We start from the raw sequence: 20,229 nt of genomic DNA, 5'->3' as shown, positions 1-20,229 counted from the left end.
AAATAATGAAATATCACGCTTTTCTTCTCGATTTATTTAACACAGCTGTTGCCGCCTGTAAGCCCAGTGCTTGCATGGCTGAGCAGCTAAGTAAACTTGATACCAGTAATGGCATTTGTGTGGTGGGGGCGGGTAAAGCCGCCGCCGAAATGGCCGCAGAAACTTATCGAGTGCTAGGGGACAAATGCTACGGCGCTGTTGTTACCCGTTATGGTTACGAAAGTGCCGGGGATACGGGCAAAATTGAAGTGTTAACGGCAAATCACCCCACCCCAGACAACAACAGTTTGGTGGCGGGTAAAACCTTGCTCGATTTAGTACTCGACACGCCTGCTACTACGCCAATCTTGTTTTTAATTTCTGGTGGTGGTTCGTCTTTGATGTGCCTACCCGTAGACGATGTTCCATTTAGCGATAAGCAGGAGTTGAATCAGTTTTTGCTGCGAAGTGGCGCCAGCATTGATGAGATAAACACAGTGCGTAAGCAACTGTCTTTGGTGAAAGGCGGCAGACTTGCTGCTGCGGCAAAATCGAAGCATGTGACCTTGATAATTTCAGATGTGGTGGGCGATAACGCCGCTGATATCGCATCGGGCCCAACGATCGCTGACCCCTCGACCAAGGCGCAAGCGGCGGCCATTTTACAAAAATACAATTGGACACCCGTTGGCAGTATCGCTAAATATTTAGCTAAGCCAGAGGTCACACCATCGGATTCTGCGCCGAGTGAGTATCACATTGTTGCCAATGCACAACACGCCATTGATGCTGCTATTAAGGTGGCTGAGAAACAAGGCTGGAGCACGAAAGTGCTTGGTTATGATATTCAAGGCGAAGCACGAGACGTAGCCAAAGCTCATGCACAACACGCATTACAATGCAGAGCCAATGGCGAGCGAGTGATGCTGTTCTCTGGTGGCGAACTGACTGTTACTGTTGGCAAAGAGTACGGTGATGGTGGCCCAAATCAAGAGTATTTGATGGCCTTAGCACTAGAGCTTAATGGCGTTGAAGGTATTTCTGCTATGGCGTGTGATACAGATGGTGTGGATGGCAGTAAAGATGTTGCAGGCGCCTATATCGATAGCACTACCTTAGACCGAGCAGCTACTGCGGGTGTCAGTGCAACTGAGCTTTTGGCCTCGCACAACAGTCATCGGTTTTTCGGTGCTATTAATGATTTAGTGATAACCGGCCCAACAAACACCAACGTGAATGACTTTAGGGCGATAATCATCGAATAGCCGAATAAATATAGGCTGTTAAGTCACTGAGTGGCAGCAAGGGAAGTAAGGCTGTGGTATATGCGCTTATTTCTGTTTATGTATGTGAATTAAAAGGTGTTTACTGGATAGACTCTTGTTCTTTTCAAGGCTTTGAAATAGGCTATAGCGATTTAAGGTAGATGTGTTTCAGATGTTTTCAATCGATAACAGTCAGTATTTACGCTCAGGCTTTACCCTAGGTAAGGGCAGTAAGCTATTTCAAGATATTGAGCGTGATATTATTAAGATTGTCTTTTGGGATAAGCGCGTCACTCAGAGTCAGTTAGTCGCTGCGACTAAAATTCCTCAACAAACGGTATCTCGGTTATTAAAAGGGCTAACCCAGTCTCATGTGTTACGCCAAACCGAGGAAATGATCCCTAATCCCAAAGGTAAGCCTGGTTTTGGCATCGAGCTAAACCCAGATTATGCCTACACCTTTGGGGTTTCTATTTTACTTGATGCGATTGGCGTGGCGGTGATGGACTTCGCCGGAAACGTTATCGCGACTAAGTTTAGTGAAATGGACGACATGAGTATTGCTCATGCGCTCGAGGCGGCCGAAGCCTTAGTCAAGGCGTTAAGCGAAGAGTGTAAATTGGACGATACCCGCGTGCTCGGAATGGGGGTAGGCATTTCAGGCTTCTTCAGCTCAATGGACGGCAAGATGAACACCCACCACATGTTAGAAGAGTGGTCGCAAGTGGATATCGTCGACATTATTTCTAATCACTTTAAGTTACCCACTTGGGTTGTGAACGACGGCACAGGCGCGGCTGCTGGTGAAGGTGTGGCAGGGGTAGGCCGTCAGTATAAAAACTTTGTTTACTTATTTGTGTCATCAGCGTTTGGCGGCGGCGTGGTAACGAATACAGAAGTGCTGCGTGGAACCTATGGAAACGCGGGCGAGCTAGGTGACATGCTGCCCTCGAAAATTTACGCCCACCCGAATCTGGAGTTATTAAAGCGCATATTGAAGAAAAACGGCGTCAAATTTAGCTCGATTTACAACCTGCATGAAGAGTTTGACCCAGATTGGCCGGGTGTTGAAGAGTGGATATTTAAAGTTCAAGACTCTTTTGATTTAGTCGCCACCTGTTGCTCTGCATTGCTGGATGCCGAAGCGATTATTCTAGGTGGGCATATTCCGAAAGAACTGGCAGAAATGGTTATTCCACGTATCGATGTGTATGCGCAGTTCAGACGCGGGGCTAAACGCCCTATGCCGAAAATTGTTGTGTCTGGTGTGCAGAAACACCCGGTTTCAATCGGCGCTGCGACCATTCCCCTTAGAGAGCTATGTTTGTAATTAGTGCCTTTATACAAATAAGCACGAAACGTAACTCGCCAACATAAATAACAAGCACAAAAAAAGCGTATTGATTTTAATCGATACGCTTTTTTATGCGTCATGAATATCAGGTGTTTAGCACGAAATAGCCCGTTAAAACTGAAGCTTTTGCCCTTGCTGGGGAATAATAATATTTAAGCCCAAATCATTGCCCTCGTTCAACTGCTGAGTAATTTTAGCTCTTGGGTCAACGTTCTTTGCTAGGGAGTATTTGATGTGGCTTATTACCACATTAAGGCCTTTAAGTGGCTGCTCACCGCCTATTTTATCTGCAAAGTTACTTAGCTCACCCATTAGAAGTGCTGGCGTTAGGTGACCAAACAAAAGGTTGTGGGGGCGCTCGTTTTCAAAGGACGTTTCGATAATCATGCCTCGAAGGTTTTTGTGTTTTACCTGTTTGGCTAAGTATGTCCATATGGCGTCTAACTTACCCTGTTTTTCCACTATATCTGGCCCAGTATCACCAAAATACACGAACATATCATCGCCGTGTTCAATTATAAATGCACTTGATTCCACAGGGTGGCTTAGGCTAAATGCGGTCACGCTTAGATGTGTATCGGCAATGGGGGTGGCTTTGCCAGGTAGTAAGTCAACCACGTGGTATTTATTCAGTAAGGGGGGAATACCGCGATCACTAAAATTGGCCCAAGCTTTACCGTTAAAATAGGTTTCGCCAATCATGGTGTTAACGGATGCTAGGGCATAAATACTTTTTTTGCTGTCCTCAGGTGAAGCCACGAGCATGCCGTTAATGTGATCAAGGTGGGCATGACTTAATAAATAGCCTTTAACGTGCTGGCGCAATATCGTGCCGGCTTTGCCCCATTTATCACCTTCTTTTATAGCTAAATCGTCAAAAGCACCTTGTTTAATGCTCTGATTTATTCCGTTGACTAAGGTGCCGGCATCTAGTGCGACATAGTTAGGTTCAGTGAGCGAGCGTAATAAGAACGCACTTAGGTTGCCATCTTCAATGCCGCCGCTGTCACCTAATACCACCACTTCAAAAGCAGGGGCGGTACTGAGTGTTTGTGCTTGTACGTGTGTGCTGCTGGCAAAAAAAAGCGAAATGGTTAGTAGCCATTTCGCCTTTGATATTATGTGTTTCATGTTACTCCGCTTTAGATAATGCGTTAGGTTGAGCCAAGCTTTGTTTATAAAGTGCCAACGCTTGTTGGTCGTCTTGTTGTGACTCTTTTATCTTCGCCAGTAGCAATATGTCTTGCTGACGATTGCCTAATTTAATGGCTTTGCTTAGCGCTTTTTCCGCCAAACTTAAATCATTGGCGTGATAGGCCAGCGTGCCTAAAGTAGACAACAACTCTACATTCATGTCGTCTACTTTTAACCACTGCTCTAGCTGTTTTAATGCTGTGGTTGGGTGTGATAAACGTAACTCTTTATAAAGCGGCAATAGCATAGGATGAGGTTTGTTCTTGTGGTACTCACCGAGTGCGGCTTCTGCATCGATATGCATGCCTTGGTCAATCAACTGCTTCACGTATGCGGCTTGTAAGGCTGGATCGCGGCGGGTTGATTTAGGCAATGCATGCCAGTTTTCTTTAAGCTGATTAGCCCCTTCTTTACTCGCAATTTCAGCAAAGTTACCCGATGACGCTAACTGCATATAGTGTTCATAGTGCTCGCCAAGGGCTTTCTTCCATGAAGGTAAGCGGTCTTTTAATTCTTGCCATTTGCCCGCCTGCACTAAGGCTTGAGCGCGTAAGGTCAACACTGACTTTTGACGCTTTTGTTTGTCGTTTACATCGTCGAGTATTTCCAGCGCTTTCATGGGCTGTTGATTCTGCAAATGATCGCGCACTAAACACAATTTAGCGGCGAAGGCAGATTTAGGGTAAGACGTAGCTAAGCGCCAGTATTCTTGCGCCCCTTCAGGGTTTTGCAATTGTAGCTCTGCTTCGGCGGCGGCAAGTAAATTCAATCCATCGAAATCTTCTTGTTCAATGCTGGCCAGTTGCTTGCGTGCTTCTAAATAATCTTGTTCAGCAAGCGCAATTAAGCCATTGGTAAAGGCACGTTTTTTCTTGCGAGTTCCCCAGTTGCCTAACCAGTTTTTTGAACCTGAAATAATCATTATGAGCTTCTTGACTAACCATGAGAATAGCAGCAAGCCCACAATGACTAAGATGGTCATGATCGCCATGGAAAAGACGTTCATCTCCACTACGTAGCCAGCAAAATCAATGAACACATAGCCTTTGTCGTCGAATATTAATGACCCGATCAATACGGCAATCAGTAAGGCCACAAACACCATTAAAATTCTTATCATGGTTGGCTAGCTCCATTGACGAAGGCATTATCCATACGTTGTTGAATAATGTCTTGCAGGGCTGGCGCGGATGAGAACTGACTTGGGTAAACACGCTCGATATCGGTTTCGTTCAGCTCATTTATACGCTGCTCAAATTGCTGTACTGAGCCATCATCAGTGGCAAAGTTTTCTGACAACGCACTCAAGGCGTTCTGTAGCGACTGCTGATAAAGCGCTGCGTTTTCTTTAAGTACTGCACTTTGGGCTTGTAGCAAAGACAACTTAAGCTGCTCAGTGGCCAGCCATTGTTGCTGAGCTGACATATAAGGCTGCACGTCGGTCTCTTTCTTTTTGTAACTGAAAAAGTCTTTGGTGAAAGCGGCCCACGCGCGCGATAAGTTTGCTTGCCAATCATCTACTGACTCGGAAACGTTTTCGCCGCCTTCGGTAGCTATGTCTGGGCGCTCAAAGGTATTCAGTGGTAGTTGATCTACCTTTGAAACCAGCGCGCTTATTTGCAAGGCAATCGATGATACAGACACAGGATTCACTTGAGCGAGTGTTTGAATATCGTTGGCCAAGCGCTCGCGTACTGGCAACAAACTTGGGTCATCTAAATCTTGTAAGCGGCTATCAGCTGACTGCAACATAGCTACTGCGGTTTTTAGGTCGTGCTCTAGCCATAATTTACGCCCAGCCATGCGTACTAAAAAGTCGGCTTCGGCCAATAGCCAGTCTGCTGGGCGACGCCCGGCGATACTGCCCAGCGTTTGCTTGTTCGCTAAAGATTGTTCGTTCGCTGCTTGAGCATCATCTCGTGCGCCTTGCAAGGCTTGATTGACACTTTGTAATTCTTCACTGACGCTGCGCAACTGAGATTCTAGGCGGCTATTTTGCTCTTTTACTTCATCAGTAATAGACAAATTCTGCTGTGCCTGACGATTGAGAATATCTTGCTGCTCACTTTGACGAGCTTGCTGGCTTTGTTTTTGCCCTTCCCATTGTGTCCAGCCCCAATAAGCTGCCGCTATTATCAACAATAAAATCAGTAAGTTGATGATAGTTACAAACCATAGAAAACCTGTTTTTGCGGGTTTTTGGTTTGCGCCATTGTTTGCTTTTGACGTTGCATGATTGTCAGAGTTATCGCTTGTGCTGGTGGTCTTTTTCACTTTGTTGTCGCTTTTTAAGGGAGCTGTAGAACTCTTTTTAGGATTTGCTGTGTTCGTTTCGGCCTTTGGCGGAGCAGGCGTAATAACGGTGCTAGATTTGCTTTCAACCGCTTTATCGGTCGCTTGAGGCTTTTCTTGGGCGCTCGCTTTTTGCGGCTCAACGCTCTTTGCTTTCTCTTGAGCCTGCTCTTTTGGCTTGTTGTCTGAAGCCTTGTTTGTATCTGATTGGTCTGCCATTTAATGCTCCAAATATTCCTTGGCACGGCGAATAAGTGCCTGATCGCTAGCGTCATCGCTGACAAATATAGTGTTTATACCGTGTTTAGCGGCAATTTGTTCAGTTCGTGGGCTCACTACAATCCAAGGTAAAGACTGAAGCCACTTAGGATCGAACTGCTCAAAGGCCGTATCTATCAATTCACCACTGGTAGCAATGATGCAACGAATCTGCTTTGCTTGCCACTCTTGTGTGGCTTTTGGGGGAGCAATTTTTATCCGATGGTAAATATCTGCTAAGTAAACGGATGCGCCCCGCTGGTTAAGATGGCGGGCCAAATCTTGACGCCCCCCTTCACCTTTTATAATAACCACCTTATGCCCATCAACCTTACTAAGTGGCGTTAAGCTTAACAAGCCTTCAGTGGTAGGAACGGGCGGTACTATTACTTGATAGCCCATGTCACGTAAACCCTTGGCTGTGCTACTGCCCACAGCAAAAACATGCACATCACTGGGAAGGCTTATATCGCGCTGGGCCAAAAGCTGGCTGGCCACCGTACTGGTCACTATTATGCTATCACCCGGCGCGAGTGCAGCTAAGCTGCCTGCTAAATTGGCAAGCGCTGGTCCACTAGGCTGTGTGCTAATAAGCCCAACGCCTACGGCTGATATGTCCGCTTGTGAAAAACGAGCGACGCTGGTTGCGCATTTTTGCTCGGGGCGAAATATCAGCACTGTCATATGTTAGTCTTTGTATAACGCTTGAAGAATGTCACCCGCACCTTTTTCAAGCAGTTGCTCAGCGACATCAATACCAATACTTTGCGCATCGTTGATACTGCCACGTTTTTCGGCTTGCAGAAGCAAACTGCCATCAGGTGAGCCCACTAATCCGCGTAAATACAATTCGTCACCGTTTAATACCGCGTAGCTACCAATAGGTACTTGGCAACCACCATTTAACTTGGCATTCATGGCGCGTTCGGCCTTAACTCTTGATTCTGTATCTGCGTGATTCAATGGCTTAAGCAGTTCAATTAGCTCGGCGTCGTCATTGCGACATTCAATGCCAACCGCACCTTGGCCTACAGCGGGTAAAGACACGGTAGGCTCTATGTATGCTTTGATCCGCTCTTGCATATTCAAACGAATGAGGCCAGCGGCAGCCAAAATAATGGCATCGTATTGGCCTTCATCTAACTTGGCTAAACGGGTATTTACGTTGCCACGCAAATCGCGAATGGTTAGGTCGGGGCGAGCGCTACGAATTTGGCACTGACGGCGTAAGCTCGAAGTACCTACCACTGCGCCTTGGGGTAATTCTTCAATCGCTGAATACGTATTAGAAACGAAGGCGTCATATGGGTTTTCACGTTCACATATGCAATGCAGGCCAAAGCCATCTGGAAAATCCACCGGTACATCTTTCATTGAGTGTACGGCTATGTCTGCGCGGCCTTCGCTCATGGCGATTTCAAGCTCCTTGATAAACAGCCCCTTGCCGCCGATTTTGGCCAATGGCGTATCTAAAATACGGTCACCCTGTGTGGACATTGGTACCAATTCAACCTTAAGTTGAGGGTGAGCTTCAAGCAATTTTGCTTGAACATATTCTGCTTGCCACATGGCTAAAGCACTTTTGCGCGTAGCAATTCGAATAACGCGATCTGACATGAAATATTCACTATTAACTGACGAGTTTATACCGCGATATTATCAGAGTTTACGTCCACTTTGAGTAGACAAAGGCTTAGTTTTAACGAAAAAGCGTCATGTTTAGGCGTGAATATTAGTTATAAAGATAAATAGCGCTCATGAAGAACGAGGTATGTGAAGAATAATAGAGGTTATGAATCATTCTTTTAAGGCATTAGCGGGTTAGGTGCTGGGCATTAATGGTATTTGGTAAACAGGGAGTTCACGACCAACAATACTGCCAGAGGGATGCGTGCCTATTCGTTGCGCGCCATGTTTAGCGTAAAACGACGCCGCATTTGGGTCGCTGTATATAAGCATAGTTTTGAAATGGTGTGATTTTGCTGCACTTATTGCGTGTTGCAGTAAGCTTTTACCAACACCACACCCTATAACAGACGGGCAAACAAACAGCGCTAATAGTTCTGCTTTTTCTGAGGATATGCGCTGAATTGCATAGAAGCCTAACGGCGTTAAGGCTTGACTGTCTGAAGGGGAAAACGCCCCAATAAAATGAAAATCCTTATGGGAGATTTGTGTTTTCGAATAAGTGAGTTCGTGCGCGCATTGCTGCATAAATGCTGGCGAGTATCCCCAGTGAGCTTTTGACCGCATCGCCAGTGCAGAAATATCCGCACTGTACTTTGTGCTTAAGGGGCGTAGGGTTAACACAGACAAGGCGCTCTCTATTCGTTGAATTGCAGGTTGTACTGTGCGTCAGCTTGCTCAATATATTGCGCTTTGTTGGCGAGCCATTTTTCTTGCACGCTGGTACTGTAGTTTAGGTAAAGCTTACCTTTATCGATAACAAACGCATCTTCGTCTATTCCCACAAAATCACCTGTTGCCATAGCGTAAGCACAATACCCGCCGTATTGTGGGGCGTATTTTTTTGGATCATTTTTGAATAAATCTAAATGTGCTTGAGAGCTAAAAAACCAATCGGCACCGCGCCAAGACATAGTGTAGTTATCTGAACCCTTTAATGCTTTGCTTTGGGTGAAGTATGCAACGGTGTCGTAGCCGTATATCGCTTTATTGTTGAAAAAACCGGTTTCGATGGGATCTTGCGCAAACGCGAAGTGACTGAAACTGAGTAGGATAAATAACGCTGCCGCTTTTGCCGTGCCGCGCATAAATACAAATGGATTGATGCTCATAATTATTCCCGTGTTGGCCTATGTTAGTCATTAAATAAGAGGGTTATTTAATAAAACCGCTATGGCAGAGAATAAATTTCATCACATTTTTATCCCAAAGCGCTCGCGCCTTGGGATAAAAACCTCATGGCTTAACCTAAGCGCGCTTGCAACCACTGTGAGATATGATTAATTTCTTCTAAGCATACGCTGTGTTGCATTGGATAGTCTTGCCACGTCACGGGGTAGCCATTTTCTTGCAATACTTTAAACGCTGCGTTACCCATAAATACAGGTACCACGTTATCTTGCTGACCGTGAGCCATCAATATGGGCGTGCTTTTATTGGCATCGCTTGCTTCGTTGGCAAGTGTGTCTGGTTCACACATATAAGTTGATAATGCCATGATACCCGCGAGCTTCTTATTGATGCGAGTACCCAAATGCAACGCTATTACGCCACCTTGTGAAAAGCCTGCTAGTACAATACGTTCAGCGGGAGTGCCATTAGCAATTTCAGCATCAATTAGCGCTTCGACTTGCTTGGCAGAGGTTTCAACACCAGTGCGGTCAGCTCTGTGGTTAAAGTCAAGGCTAGCAATATCGTACCAAGCACGCATTTCCATGTTGTTATTGACTGTAATGGGGCGCACTGGTGCATGGGGGAAAACGAAACGAATAGGTAACGCGTCAGGAATTTTTAGCTCAGGAACGATAGGTGCAAACCCGTTACCTGAATCTCCTAGCCCGTGAAGCCAAATAACCACGGCGGTATGGGGCTGACTAGGGTTTACTTCTACGCATTCTAAATTGCTATTACTCATCGGTACCACTCTTTGATTACTAATTTTCCGTTAAATTTTTAATACAGCTTTTACTGTTACCTATTCAGTCGGGCGGGGGAACGAAACAGGAACTTCTGCTTGCTTAGTCGCCGCTTCATTCATAAATTGCCAAAACTCAGCGCCAGTGCGCTCGTCAATCCATAAGCCTTCTTGGTAATTGAAATGATGACCGTTAAACTTAGTTGCCACCCAAAGTTGATGCAAAGGTGGTTGCTTGTTAATGATGATTTTAGTGCCGTTGACAAAAATTAGCGTAAGTATACTGCTGGCTGATTCATAATCGATATCGGCTTCTACATCGTCGAGCATTTCCTCTAAGGAAATTAGTAGGTCGTCGACGAGTTGATGATATTGGCTGTCGTTCATGGTTTCGTCACCTTTTGTGAACTGTTTTGATGCATTCGCACCTTTGTAAAGGGAATATGCTAACATTGCATAGAAATCTCAACACTCACTTTATCTACTTACTTGACTGAAAATCTTCTATGCCACAATCACTCGGAAATTTATTTATACTTGCCGCGCCTTCTGGAGCAGGTAAATCTAGCTTAATCAAAGCGTTACTGCAAAACCATGACGCAACAGAAATACACAACAATGAAATGCAGGTCTCGGTTTCTCATACCACTAGAGCACCGCGCCCAGGTGAAATAGACGGTGTACATTATCATTTTGTTAGTCGAGAGGTATTTCAAGAGCTCATTTCCCAAGATGAATTTTTTGAATGGGCTGAAGTCTTCGGTAATTATTACGGCACTTCTAAAGTAGTGATTGAACAAACATTGCGCAAAGGGATTGACGTATTTTTAGATATCGACTGGCAGGGGGCTCGTCAGGTAAAAGCGCAAATCCCAGATACTGCAACGATTTTTGTTGCGCCGCCCTCACGTGACGAGCTTTTGCGTCGTTTAACCGAGCGCGGACAAGACACCCCTGAGGTGATCCAAGAGCGAATGAACAAAGCGGTATCTGAAATATCGCACTATCATGAATTCGATTATATCGTGGTGAATGATGATTTTGACGCGGCGCTAGCAGAGCTAGATGCGATTGTATCAAGCCGTCGTTTGCGCAAAGAAAAGCAGGTAATGCGTCATCAAAGCCTGTTTGAAAACTTATTGGCCAATGATTAGCGTAATTATTAGTCACTAAGATCGTGAAAGATCTTTTCTAATTTCAGGTTTGCAAGTACACTATGCGACCTTTTTTTAAAACATAGCTACCCGACGGAGATCAAAATGGCTCGCGTAACAGTTGAAGATGCCGTAGATAAAATTGGCAATCGGTTTGATTTGGTTTTAGTCGCAGCACGCCGCGCAAGACAACTTGCGATAGAAGGCAAAGTTGCTCATGTATCGGTAGGTACTGATAAGCCTACAGTTGTAGCGCTACGTGAAATCGAGGAAGGACACGTAACAGCGTCTACTCTTGACGCTGAAAACTTGCGTGACCAACATGCTCAAGACCAAGCTCAGTTTGAGTCTGTAGCAAATATCCTGCAAGACCAGTAGTTCTAGAACAAACGTTCGCTCGAGAATTTGAGTTCGCGAAAAAAAGCCTGAACCCAGCGGCATAGCATCAAACTGATGTTTTAGCCGTTGGCTTAGTGCTCAATTCACCGTATCCTTAAACTTTCCACTGTTTGAGACTAACAACACTTGTATCTTTTTGAGGGTTTAAAACAAAAGCTTGAGGCCTACCTGCCAGCGGACAAGGTAGCAGAGACTCAGCGTGCGTTTGTGGTAGCCCGAGATGCCCATGATGGGCAGATGCGTTCAAGTGGCGACCCATACATTACTCACCCCGTAGCCGTAGCCGGTATTTTAGCGGACATGCGACTCGATCATGAAACACTGATGGCAGCCTTACTGCATGACGTGATTGAAGATACCCACCACAGCAAAGAGACCCTTAGCGTTGAATTCGGCGAAACGGTTGGCGAGCTGGTGGAAGGGGTCAGTAAGCTCGACAAAATTCATTTCAGCAGCAAGCAAGAAGCGCAGGTCGAAAACTTTCGTAAAATGTTGATGGCCATGGTGCAAGATATTCGCGTTATCTTGATCAAACTGGCTGACCGCACCCACAACATGCGCACCCTTGGCTCATTACGACCGGATAAACGCCGCCGTATAGCCCGAGAAACGCTAGAGATTTATTCACCTATTGCCCATCGCTTAGGCATACATGATATTAAAAATGAGCTAGAAGATTTAGGTTTTCAGGCCATGTATCCTATGCGTCACAGGGCATTAAAAGCCGCGGTTAAACAGGCGCGCGGCAATCGTAAAGAAGTCATTGAAAATACCCGCAAAGAAGTGGAAACCCGCTTAGCTGCGTTTGGGATCAACGCCCAAACCATTGGCCGCGAAAAGCATCTTTACTCTATTTATCGCAAGATGAAAAACAAAGAGTTGATGTTCAATGAAGTCATGGATATCTACGCATTTCGCGTGGTGGTAGACAGTGCTGATAATTGCTACCGAGCGCTTGGTGCGATGCATGGTTTGTACAAACCGATTGAAGGCCGTTTTAAAGACTACGTGGCGATTCCGCGTACTAATGGCTACCAGTCATTGCATACCTCTTTAATTGGCCCTCATGGTATTCCAGTTGAAATTCAAATACGTACTGCCGAAATGGACAAGATGGCTGACATAGGCGTAGCTGCCCATTGGATGTACAAAGATGACTCTGAATCGAGTGATACCACAGCGCAAGTACGCGCCCGTAAATGGATGCAATCATTAATTGAGTTGCAGCAAAGCGCCAGCTCGTCGTTTGAATTTATTGAAAACGTAAAAACCGATCTGTTCCCAGATGAAATCTATGTGTTTACACCCGACGGGCGCATTATTGAATTACCCCTTGGGGCTACCGCCGTTGATTTTGCGTACGCGGTACACACAGGCGTGGGTAACACTTGTGTTGGGGTGAAAGTTGAAAGACGCACCTATTCATTGAGTAAACCGCTGGAAAACGGCCAAACCGTTGAAATTATTACCTCACCTAGAGCAAAGCCTAACGCTAGTTGGCTAAACTTTGTAGTCAGTGCGCGTGCGCGCTCGCACATTCGTCATTATCTGAAGCATCAGCGTTCAGAAGAAGCCTTTATCATGGGTAATCGATTGTTGCGCCATGCGCTGGGCAAAACCAAGCTTGATGAAATTCCTCAAAAGGACATCGAACGGGTCGTACAAGAAACCAAACATGAGGATTTTGAATCCTTAGTCGCAGACATTGGATTGGGTAATGAGCTCAGTGCGATTGTGGCGCGGCGCTTACTTGGTGAAGCGGCGGAGATACCGGATAGCGGACGCAGAGTGGCCATTCGTGGCACAGAAGGGCTACTCGTGTCTTATTCACGCTGTTGTCACCCTATTCCTGGGGATGAAATTGTCGCTGTGCTGAGCCCAGGCCGAGGCATGATGATCCACCAAGCTGGCTGTAGCAATATTCGCAAACTCAGTAAAGAAGAACCCCAGCGTATTCTTGTAATGAAATGGGATGATAAGCCCCAAGGTGAATTTAAAGCAGCCCTGCGGATCGAGTTAATTAATCATCAAGGGACGCTCGCCAACTTAACCAATAACGTGGCGTCTTGCGGCTCTAATATTGTCGGTTTGCAAACCGAAGAAAAAGAAAGCGGTATCTATTATATCGATATCGAACTGACCATCACGGATCGTATTCAGCTTGCTGATGTCATGCGCAAAATTCGCATAATGCCCGAAGTACAGCGGGTTTCAAGGCACAGCCAATCCAAGCAGAATAAATCTCAAAACGTATAAACTTTAAAAGGTAATCATATTATGTCTAAGTCTGTTATTCACACTGACAAGGCTCCACAAGCTATTGGAACTTACAGCCAAGCGATTAAATCTGGCACTACTGTGTACTTATCTGGCCAGATCCCCTTGGTTGCAGAAACCATGGAAATGGTTTCTGATGATTTCGCAGAGCAAGCTGAGCAAGTCTTCAAAAACGTACAAGCTGTTTGCCAAGCCGCGGGTGGCAGCACTAATGATTTGGCGAAAGTAAATATTTTCTTAACCGACTTGTCTAACTTTGCTACGGTTAACGAGATCATGAGTAAGCATTTCAAACAGCCGTACCCAGCGCGTGCTGCTATTGGTGTTAAAGAGTTGCCAAAAGGTGCACAAATTGAGATTGACGGCGTGATGGAATTACCTGAATAACCTCGGGTCGTTTTAGCTAAAGTTAATTGGTATAAGACTGACGGCGCATAAGCGCTGCACTGCGCACGGGATGTCATCATAGCCGTGCGCTGATTAAAAGATGCTAGCCTACTAGGCACGCTTTTTAGCGAGCAGCGGGGCCAAAAGGCATCAGTAAGAAAAAGAACATAAAACTATGTCTGCTATAGCCCCCATGTCAGTAGAGCGTTATCAGCGCATTCGTAAGTTATTGAGTACCCGCCAACCTTCCTTAACGGTCTGTTTAGAACAAGTTCATAAGCCGCATAATGTATCAGCGATATTGCGCAGCTGTGATGCTGTAGGTATCAATCGTATTCATGGCGTGTGGGATCAAAAAACCAAGCTGCGTAAAGGCACAGCAATGGGCTCTGAGCATTGGGTTAAGACCGAGATGCACAGCAGCATAGATGATGCCGTAGGCGTTTTAAAGCAACAGAATATGCAAGTGCTGGTGACCCATTTATCAGATGATTCTGTGGACTTCAGAGAAATTGATTACACTCAGCCGACAGCGATTATTCTTGGTCAAGAAAGACACGGTGCCACAGAAGAAGCTATTGCCTTAGCGGATAAAAACATCGTGATACCCATGGTGGGCATGGTGCAATCTTTGAATGTGTCTGTGGCAGCTGCACTAGTCTTGTACGAAGCCCAGCGACAGCGCGATGTTGCAGGGATGTATGACACCTTGCAACTCGATGAAGAAGAATGCCAACGGGTGTTATTTGAAGGTGGGTTCCCCGTTTTAGCCAATGTTTGCAAAAATAAAGGCCTTGAGTACCCTCATATTGATGAAGGTGGCAACATAGTGGCTGACGCAACTTGGTGGCAAAAAATGCAAACTACTGCCAAAGCCATGCATACGCTAGAACTCGAGGGCAACAACGAGATAGAGTATGAAAAGCGTCACAGAGGTAATCGCTAAGCCAAGCGATAGGCGTTAATTCGTGACAGGCGGTTTAGCCGTGGAAATATAAGTGGATTAATAGTAACCCTACCAAGGAGTGCAAAATGTTTCGTTATATGAAAGCTGCTATAGGCAGTTTAGCTATTTTATTGATGGTCTTTTCTGTGACGAGTACAGCGTTAGAGCGGACCAATATTGCTGAAAGTGCTCAAGATGTCACTCCTTTGTTAGTCGGCCACTGGGCCCCAAATACTAAGTTGAAAACCGCCGAAGGCGCTCCGGTCAGTTTAAAAGCCATGATCATGCAAAAGCCGACCGTGCTCATTTTCTATCGGGGCGGCTGGTGCCCATACTGCAATCGGCAATTAGCCGGGCTTAAAGACATTGAGAAATCGCTCGATGATTTAGGTTATCAAATTCTGGCTATTTCCCCAGAAACCCCAGAACAATTGCAAGCACAAAAACTGCAAAGTAAGTTTACGGTGCAATTACTCTCAGATAGTACGCTGGATACCATACGCGGCTTTGGTATTGGCTTTTATGTAGCAAAAGAGACAACCGCTAAATACAAAGAGAAAAAAGGTATTGTGCTAAATGCATCGACTCAAGATGAGCGCGGCGTATTACCCGCCCCAGCAGTGTTTATTCTTGATGAACAAGGCGTGATTAAATTTAGCTACGTCAACCCAGATTATAAACAGCGCTTGTCTCCTGAATTGCTTTACCAAGCCGCTAAATATTCACTGTAGGCTTTTGTGGTAAGTCATTTTAGAGTTTTTAAATCGACTATGCCGTGGTAATTAACGCATCAAAGGGTGTTAAGTTATTGCCACACTTGATTAAATCGTGAAGTATAATGACTTACACAATTGACATATTAAGTACGAATTAACGGGCAGGCGGCTATCTTTTCTCTCATTTTATTTTCTTTCATTACTGCGTTTGAGTGCGCTATACGAACACGATGCTCGGACATGCGATGCTCGGACTAGCTCAAACGCCAGTCACCCAGTTAAAAGGGGTGGGTAGCAAAGTAGCTGAAAAGCTCGAGAAGCTGGGGCTGCACAGTGTGCAAGACTTGTTGTTTCACTTGCCTCATCGCTATGAAGATCGCACCCGTATATATCCTATCGCTGAATTAATGCCACATCTGCACACCAGTGTTGAGGGCGAAGTGATGTCCTGTGACGTTCAATTTGGTCGCAAGCGTATGCTGATTGTGCGCATGAGTGATAGCACAGGAACCATTACCTTACGCTTTTTTCATTTTTCAGCGGCGCAAAAAAACAGCTTAGAGAAAGGCACGCACATTCGCTGTTTCGGTGAGGTGCGAGCGGGCAAGTATGGTTTAGAGATCATGCACCCAGAATATAAAATCATCAGCACAGATTCCAGCGTTCAACTGGCTGAATCGTTAACGCCGGTTTACCCCTCTACCGAGGGCGTGAAGCAAGTTACTTTACGTAATTTGACCGAGCAGGCGCTTGGTTTACTTGATAAAGGTGGTTTAGCTGAATTGCTGCCAAACGATGTATATCAGCAACAAGTGGGCTTGATTGAAGCATTGCATTTGGCTCACCGGCCACCGCCGGATGTCACACTCGCCTTATTAGAAGAGGGCAAGCACCCAGCTCAGCAACGCTTAGCCTTAGAAGAGCTGCTGGCACATCATTTAAGCGTGCTTAAAGTACGTCAGCAAAGTCAGCGACAAAAAGGTTTTGCTATCACCCCAAGTAGCCCCCTGTTAACGCAGCTACTCGATAGTTTGCCCTTTGATTTAACCGGTGCTCAGCAACGTGTTATTCAAGATATTCAGCAAGACATGCAGCGTCCCACACCCATGATGCGCTTAGTGCAAGGGGATGTGGGCTCAGGTAAAACTTTGGTGGCAGCAATGGCTGCGTTATCGGCCATTAGTGCTGGTTACCAAGTGGTGATGATGGCGCCCACTGAACTACTTGCAGAGCAGCACATGAACAACTTTCAAGGCTGGTTTGCCCCATTAGGCATTGAAGTAGGTTGGTTAGCGGGTAAGTTAAAAGGCAAAGCCCGAACCGAAACCCTTGAAAATTTAGCCAGTGGCAAGCTGCAATTGCTAGTGGGCACCCATGCGGTGTTCCAAGAAGCAGTGCAGTACCAGTCTTTAGCACTGGTGATTGTGGATGAGCAGCATAGATTCGGTGTACATCAGCGTTTGGCCTTGCGTGAAAAAGGCTTACAGCAAGGCGCATTTCCTCATCAGTTGATCATGACTGCGACGCCTATTCCGCGGACATTGGCGATGACAGCCTATGCGGATTTAGATACCTCAGTGATTGACGAGCTACCGCCTGGGCGCACACCTATCACCACAGTTGTATTACCAGAAACGCGGCGGGTTGATGTGGTGGAGCGGGTACGCCTAGCAACGGTTGAGCATGGCAGGCAAACCTATTGGGTATGTACTTTGATTGAAGAATCAGAAGTGCTGCAGTCCCAAGCGGCAGAAGAAACCGCCATTGCCTTAGCGACAGCGCTGCCTGAGTTAAAAGTAGGCCTGGTACACGGGCGGCTAAAAGCCGAAGAAAAACAGCGCTTAATGGAGCAGTTTAAAGCGGGTGAAATGGATTTGCTCGTTGCCACTACGGTTATTGAAGTGGGTGTGGATGTGCCTAATGCGAGTTTGATGATCATTGAAAATCCCGAACGTTTGGGGTTGGCTCAACTACATCAATTACGCGGGCGAGTAGGGCGAGGCTCTGTAGAAAGCCACTGCGTGTTGATGTACCAAAGCCCGCTAACAAAAGTAGCAGCGAAACGACTAGCGGTATTGCGTGAATCACACGACGGTTTCTATATCGCTCAACAAGACCTAGAAATACGTGGCCCAGGTGAGTTGCTCGGCACCAAGCAAACGGGTTTGGCCGATCTGCGTATCGCGAATTTAGTCCGTGACGCAGCGCTAATACCACAGGTTCAAACGTTGTCAGTACAGTTATGGGAGAATCACCCAGCCAACGCACAAGCCATTATTAATCGCTGGCTGGGTGACAAAGAGCATTATGGTCATGCCTAATAAATTAACTTCAAGCGAGCTTGAAAAGGTCACGCCCGTGATCACCGTGCCCGGCAACGCAAACTCAGCCTTGGTTGAAAGAGCGAAGCGCAATGCAATGCACTGGCAACTAGGTTTTGACGAAAACGCCACTCAAGGCTTAGTACTAATGCAAAGTGAAGCGCACTTAGCATTAAAGCAGCTTGATGAGCCCAAAGTAGGCGAGGTGTTGGTTGATTTTGCCTCTGACGCTCTGACTTTTCGCCGCTTGCATGGTGGCGGTAAGAAAGAGGCCGTGGCCAAGGCCGTTGGTCTTAAGGGCCAAACCGATTGGCGCGTGCTTGATGCCACAGCTGGCTTGGGACGCGATGCCTTTGTATTAGCGAGTTTAGGCTGCAATATTGATATGATTGAGCGCTCACCTGTGGTGGCTGCTTTGTTGGCTGATGGGCTGGAACGAGCGCAGCACAGCCCAGAGCTGAGCGCTTGGTTACCTCAGCGTATGCGCCTACATCACGGCATTGCCGTTGAATTGATGGCGAATTGGTGCACGGTTACACAAAACGTCGCGCCTGATGTGGTGTACCTTGATCCTATGTTTCCTCATCGTAAAAAGAGCGCAGCGGTGAAAAAAGAAATGCGTTTATTTCAGCAATTGCTCGGCCCTGACGAAGACGCAGATGCGCTGCTCGCACCGGCTATCGCATTAGCGAAAAAGCGCGTGGTAGTGAAACGGCCCGCTGGGGCCCCTTTTTTAGCCCAGCAAAAGCCCCATATTGAAATGCAAGGCAAAGCAAATCGCTTTGATGTGTATTTGATTAACCCTAAAGCAGGTGATTAATCCAATTTATTTATAAGGAATGCCATGCAGCAAAGCGTATGTAACGTCAGCCTACTTGTGGATGATTACGACAAAGGCATCGAGTTTTACACCAAAACGTTGGGCTTTACTCTGCTTGACGATATCGAAAATGGTCCAGATTCACGCTGGGTGCGCGTAGCACCAAACAATGAAGCAGGCCAGAGCGGGGCTGCGTTAGTCTTGATGAAAGCAGCGGTTAATCAGCAGCAGTGGGTTGGCAATCAAACCGGTGGCAGCGTGTCTTTTTTCTTACAAACCGATGACTTTCATCGCGATTATCAAAGTATGTTGCAACGCGGCGTAACCTTCTTGGAAGAGCCGCGAGATGAGCCGTACGCCATTGTGGCCATATTCCAAGATTGCTTCGGCAACAAATGGGATTTACTTCAACCTAAGTAATTTATTTATCTTTTAATTTGCAATTTTAATGAAGGAAATAACATGATCAAAGTTGGTGATACCTTACCGCAAGTCACGTTTAGCTTGCGCGAAAACGACGAAAGCAGTAACCCGACCACTGCAGATTTATTTGCCGATAAAAAGGTAGTGTTATTTGCCGTGCCTGGTGCATTTACCCCTACCTGCTCAAATGCTCACTTGCCCGGCTATATTTCACTGGCTGACAAGTTAGAAGCGCAAGGTGTCGAGCGTATTATCTGTTTGTCAGTGAACGATGCTTTTGTGATGCAAGCCTGGGGGCAGTCGCAAAATGCAGAGCATGTCACTATGTTAGCCGACGGCGGTGCTGAGTTTACCCAAGCCATTGGCATGGCAAAAGACACTGGTACATTCGGTGGTGTGCGTTCTGGGCGCTACTCAATGTTGGTTGAAAACGGTGTGGTAAAATTGCTAAACGTTGAAGCCCCTGGCAAGTTCGACGTCAGCGATGCGCAAACGATGCTCGATAGCTTGTAATCTTCGAGGCACCTATTGCGCTCTGGGCAGTTAATGAGCTCTGGGCAGTTTACGAGCTCTGGGCAGAGTGATTAAGCTTTCATGTTTCTCAAGCGAGCATTATTTGGTTCGCTTGAGAATATATTACGTTATCGAGGCTACAGATAAGTACCAATAAGGTAATCTACTAGCCCCTTGTAAAGCACACTGTAAAATCTATTTTCAGTCTTTAGTTAATCAAATTGCTCAGTTAATTAAAGTGCTCAGGTAACCAAATTGCCCAATTAATTAAAGTGCTCAGTTAACCAAAACGCTTAATATGACAAATGTCACCTGCTATTGGTGACACTT

At 46.1% G+C, this 20,229-nt stretch carries 21 protein-coding genes; 12 read left to right on the top strand and 9 right to left on the bottom strand.

The features are described from left to right. The first annotated feature begins 5 nt into the window (after positions 1 to 5). Positions 6 to 1,244 carry a glycerate kinase type-2 family protein gene (locus GCHA_RS01575; RefSeq protein WP_007984320.1) on the top strand — a complete coding sequence of 413 codons (1,239 nt, stop codon included), beginning with the start codon at positions 6 to 8 and terminating at the stop codon, positions 1,242 to 1,244. A 172-nt stretch (positions 1,245 to 1,416) separates the two neighbouring features. Beyond that, a complete protein-coding gene (locus GCHA_RS01570) occupies positions 1,417 to 2,574 on the top strand; it encodes an ROK family transcriptional regulator (RefSeq protein WP_007984319.1) in 1,158 nt (385 codons plus the stop codon). Between the two features lie 135 nt (positions 2,575 to 2,709). Here the strand turns inward: GCHA_RS01570 and GCHA_RS01565 are convergent, their stop codons facing one another. The 9 genes from GCHA_RS01565 to cyaY form a co-directional block, all read right to left on the bottom strand. After that, a complete protein-coding gene (locus GCHA_RS01565) occupies positions 2,710 to 3,729 on the bottom strand; it encodes an MBL fold metallo-hydrolase (protein ID WP_007984317.1) in 1,020 nt (339 codons plus the stop codon). Between the two features lies 1 nt (position 3,730). Next, on the bottom strand, positions 3,731 to 4,912 hold the full coding sequence (locus GCHA_RS01560) for a heme biosynthesis HemY N-terminal domain-containing protein (protein ID WP_007984315.1): 1,182 nt from the start codon (positions 4,910 to 4,912) through the stop codon (positions 3,731 to 3,733). Then, positions 4,909 to 6,303, bottom strand: coding sequence for a uroporphyrinogen-III C-methyltransferase (locus tag GCHA_RS01555; protein WP_007984313.1), 1,395 nt, complete (start codon positions 6,301 to 6,303; stop codon positions 4,909 to 4,911). Before GCHA_RS01555 ends, GCHA_RS01560 begins: the two co-directional genes overlap by 4 nt. Beyond that, the gene (locus GCHA_RS01550; RefSeq protein ID WP_007984311.1) at positions 6,304 to 7,026 is read right to left on the bottom strand and encodes a uroporphyrinogen-III synthase; all 723 of its coding nucleotides are present in this window, start codon (positions 7,024 to 7,026) and stop codon (positions 6,304 to 6,306) included. 3 nt (positions 7,027 to 7,029) lie between these two features. Beyond that, positions 7,030 to 7,959: a hydroxymethylbilane synthase gene (gene hemC, locus GCHA_RS01545; protein ID WP_007984309.1), complete on the bottom strand. Its 930-nt coding sequence runs from the start codon at positions 7,957 to 7,959 to the stop codon at positions 7,030 to 7,032. A 204-nt stretch (positions 7,960 to 8,163) separates the two neighbouring features. Further along, positions 8,164 to 8,652, bottom strand: a complete 489-nt coding sequence (locus tag GCHA_RS01540; RefSeq protein WP_007984307.1) for a GNAT family N-acetyltransferase — start codon at positions 8,650 to 8,652, stop codon at positions 8,164 to 8,166. Between the two features lie 14 nt (positions 8,653 to 8,666). Continuing rightward, positions 8,667 to 9,140 carry a YHS domain-containing (seleno)protein gene (locus tag GCHA_RS01535; protein ID WP_007984305.1) on the bottom strand — a complete coding sequence of 158 codons (474 nt, stop codon included), beginning with the start codon at positions 9,138 to 9,140 and terminating at the stop codon, positions 8,667 to 8,669. Positions 9,141 to 9,271: 131 nt separating this feature from the next. Further along, entirely contained in the window at positions 9,272 to 9,943 is a 672-nt protein-coding gene (locus GCHA_RS01530) for an alpha/beta hydrolase (protein ID WP_007984303.1), read from the bottom strand. Positions 9,944 to 10,003: 60 nt separating this feature from the next. Continuing rightward, positions 10,004 to 10,330 (bottom strand): iron donor protein CyaY, encoded by a 327-nt coding sequence (gene cyaY, locus GCHA_RS01525; protein ID WP_007984300.1) that lies wholly within the window; start codon positions 10,328 to 10,330, stop codon positions 10,004 to 10,006. A 119-nt stretch (positions 10,331 to 10,449) separates the two neighbouring features. On the opposite strand from cyaY, the gene gmk reads away from it, so the two are divergent. The 10 genes from gmk (at position 10,450) to GCHA_RS01475 (ending at position 19,899) form a co-directional block, all read left to right on the top strand. Further along, positions 10,450 to 11,097 carry a guanylate kinase gene (gene gmk / locus GCHA_RS01520; protein ID WP_007984297.1) on the top strand — a complete coding sequence of 216 codons (648 nt, stop codon included), beginning with the start codon at positions 10,450 to 10,452 and terminating at the stop codon, positions 11,095 to 11,097. Positions 11,098 to 11,202: 105 nt separating this feature from the next. Continuing rightward, positions 11,203 to 11,475 carry a DNA-directed RNA polymerase subunit omega gene (gene rpoZ, locus GCHA_RS01515; protein ID WP_007984296.1) on the top strand — a complete coding sequence of 91 codons (273 nt, stop codon included), beginning with the start codon at positions 11,203 to 11,205 and terminating at the stop codon, positions 11,473 to 11,475. A gap of 147 nt (positions 11,476 to 11,622) precedes the next feature. Beyond that, positions 11,623 to 13,752: a bifunctional GTP diphosphokinase/guanosine-3',5'-bis pyrophosphate 3'-pyrophosphohydrolase gene (gene spoT, locus GCHA_RS01510; protein ID WP_007984294.1), complete on the top strand. Its 2,130-nt coding sequence runs from the start codon at positions 11,623 to 11,625 to the stop codon at positions 13,750 to 13,752. A 21-nt stretch (positions 13,753 to 13,773) separates the two neighbouring features. Further along, the gene (locus GCHA_RS01505; RefSeq protein ID WP_007984291.1) at positions 13,774 to 14,160 is read left to right on the top strand and encodes a RidA family protein; all 387 of its coding nucleotides are present in this window, start codon (positions 13,774 to 13,776) and stop codon (positions 14,158 to 14,160) included. 193 nt (positions 14,161 to 14,353) lie between these two features. Beyond that, complete coding sequence (gene trmH, locus GCHA_RS01500; protein ID WP_039991948.1) at positions 14,354 to 15,106, top strand: tRNA (guanosine(18)-2'-O)-methyltransferase TrmH; 753 nt, start codon at positions 14,354 to 14,356, stop codon at positions 15,104 to 15,106. Positions 15,107 to 15,192: 86 nt separating this feature from the next. Continuing rightward, positions 15,193 to 15,837: a peroxiredoxin-like family protein gene (locus GCHA_RS01495; protein ID WP_007984287.1), complete on the top strand. Its 645-nt coding sequence runs from the start codon at positions 15,193 to 15,195 to the stop codon at positions 15,835 to 15,837. Positions 15,838 to 16,067: 230 nt separating this feature from the next. After that, positions 16,068 to 18,143, top strand: coding sequence for an ATP-dependent DNA helicase RecG (gene recG / locus GCHA_RS01490; RefSeq protein ID WP_007984285.1), 2,076 nt, complete (start codon positions 16,068 to 16,070; stop codon positions 18,141 to 18,143). Further along, entirely contained in the window at positions 18,130 to 18,963 is an 834-nt protein-coding gene (locus tag GCHA_RS01485) for a class I SAM-dependent methyltransferase (RefSeq protein ID WP_052017966.1), read from the top strand. The genes recG and GCHA_RS01485 overlap by 14 nt, the downstream gene beginning before the upstream one ends. Positions 18,964 to 18,987: 24 nt before the next feature. Beyond that, entirely contained in the window at positions 18,988 to 19,383 is a 396-nt protein-coding gene (locus GCHA_RS01480; protein ID WP_007984280.1) for a VOC family protein, read from the top strand. 42 nt (positions 19,384 to 19,425) lie between these two features. Further along, positions 19,426 to 19,899: a peroxiredoxin gene (locus tag GCHA_RS01475; RefSeq protein WP_007984278.1), complete on the top strand. Its 474-nt coding sequence runs from the start codon at positions 19,426 to 19,428 to the stop codon at positions 19,897 to 19,899. Positions 19,900 to 20,229 lie beyond the last annotated feature (330 nt).

The organism is Paraglaciecola chathamensis S18K6 (assembly GCA_000314955.1).
Lineage (GTDB): Bacteria > Pseudomonadota > Gammaproteobacteria > Enterobacterales > Alteromonadaceae > Paraglaciecola > Paraglaciecola chathamensis.
Note: the sequence above shows the minus strand (reverse complement) of the source record. Positions and strands in the feature narration are given on the sequence as shown.

Excerpts from the sequence above, each read along its gene's own strand:
- GCHA_RS01575 (WP_007984320.1), top strand. The coding sequence starts at position 6 with ATGAAATATCACGCTTTTCTTCTCGATTTATTTAACACAGCTGTTGCC.
- GCHA_RS01570 (WP_007984319.1), top strand. The coding sequence starts at position 1,417 with ATGTTTTCAATCGATAACAGTCAGTATTTACGCTCAGGCTTTACCCTA.
- GCHA_RS01565 (WP_007984317.1), bottom strand. The coding sequence starts at position 3,729 with ATGAAACACATAATATCAAAGGCGAAATGGCTACTAACCATTTCGCTT.
- GCHA_RS01560 (WP_007984315.1), bottom strand. The coding sequence starts at position 4,912 with ATGATAAGAATTTTAATGGTGTTTGTGGCCTTACTGATTGCCGTATTG.
- GCHA_RS01555 (WP_007984313.1), bottom strand. The coding sequence starts at position 6,303 with ATGGCAGACCAATCAGATACAAACAAGGCTTCAGACAACAAGCCAAAA.
- GCHA_RS01550 (WP_007984311.1), bottom strand. The coding sequence starts at position 7,026 with ATGACAGTGCTGATATTTCGCCCCGAGCAAAAATGCGCAACCAGCGTC.
- hemC (WP_007984309.1), bottom strand. The coding sequence starts at position 7,959 with ATGTCAGATCGCGTTATTCGAATTGCTACGCGCAAAAGTGCTTTAGCC.
- GCHA_RS01535 (WP_007984305.1), bottom strand. The coding sequence starts at position 9,140 with ATGAGCATCAATCCATTTGTATTTATGCGCGGCACGGCAAAAGCGGCA.
- GCHA_RS01530 (WP_007984303.1), bottom strand. The coding sequence starts at position 9,943 with ATGAGTAATAGCAATTTAGAATGCGTAGAAGTAAACCCTAGTCAGCCC.
- cyaY (WP_007984300.1), bottom strand. The coding sequence starts at position 10,330 with ATGAACGACAGCCAATATCATCAACTCGTCGACGACCTACTAATTTCC.
- gmk (WP_007984297.1), top strand. The coding sequence starts at position 10,450 with ATGCCACAATCACTCGGAAATTTATTTATACTTGCCGCGCCTTCTGGA.
- rpoZ (WP_007984296.1), top strand. The coding sequence starts at position 11,203 with ATGGCTCGCGTAACAGTTGAAGATGCCGTAGATAAAATTGGCAATCGG.
- GCHA_RS01505 (WP_007984291.1), top strand. The coding sequence starts at position 13,774 with ATGTCTAAGTCTGTTATTCACACTGACAAGGCTCCACAAGCTATTGGA.
- trmH (WP_039991948.1), top strand. The coding sequence starts at position 14,354 with ATGTCAGTAGAGCGTTATCAGCGCATTCGTAAGTTATTGAGTACCCGC.
- GCHA_RS01495 (WP_007984287.1), top strand. The coding sequence starts at position 15,193 with ATGTTTCGTTATATGAAAGCTGCTATAGGCAGTTTAGCTATTTTATTG.
- recG (WP_007984285.1), top strand. The coding sequence starts at position 16,068 with ATGCTCGGACTAGCTCAAACGCCAGTCACCCAGTTAAAAGGGGTGGGT.
- GCHA_RS01485 (WP_052017966.1), top strand. The coding sequence starts at position 18,130 with ATGGTCATGCCTAATAAATTAACTTCAAGCGAGCTTGAAAAGGTCACG.
- GCHA_RS01480 (WP_007984280.1), top strand. The coding sequence starts at position 18,988 with ATGCAGCAAAGCGTATGTAACGTCAGCCTACTTGTGGATGATTACGAC.
- GCHA_RS01475 (WP_007984278.1), top strand. The coding sequence starts at position 19,426 with ATGATCAAAGTTGGTGATACCTTACCGCAAGTCACGTTTAGCTTGCGC.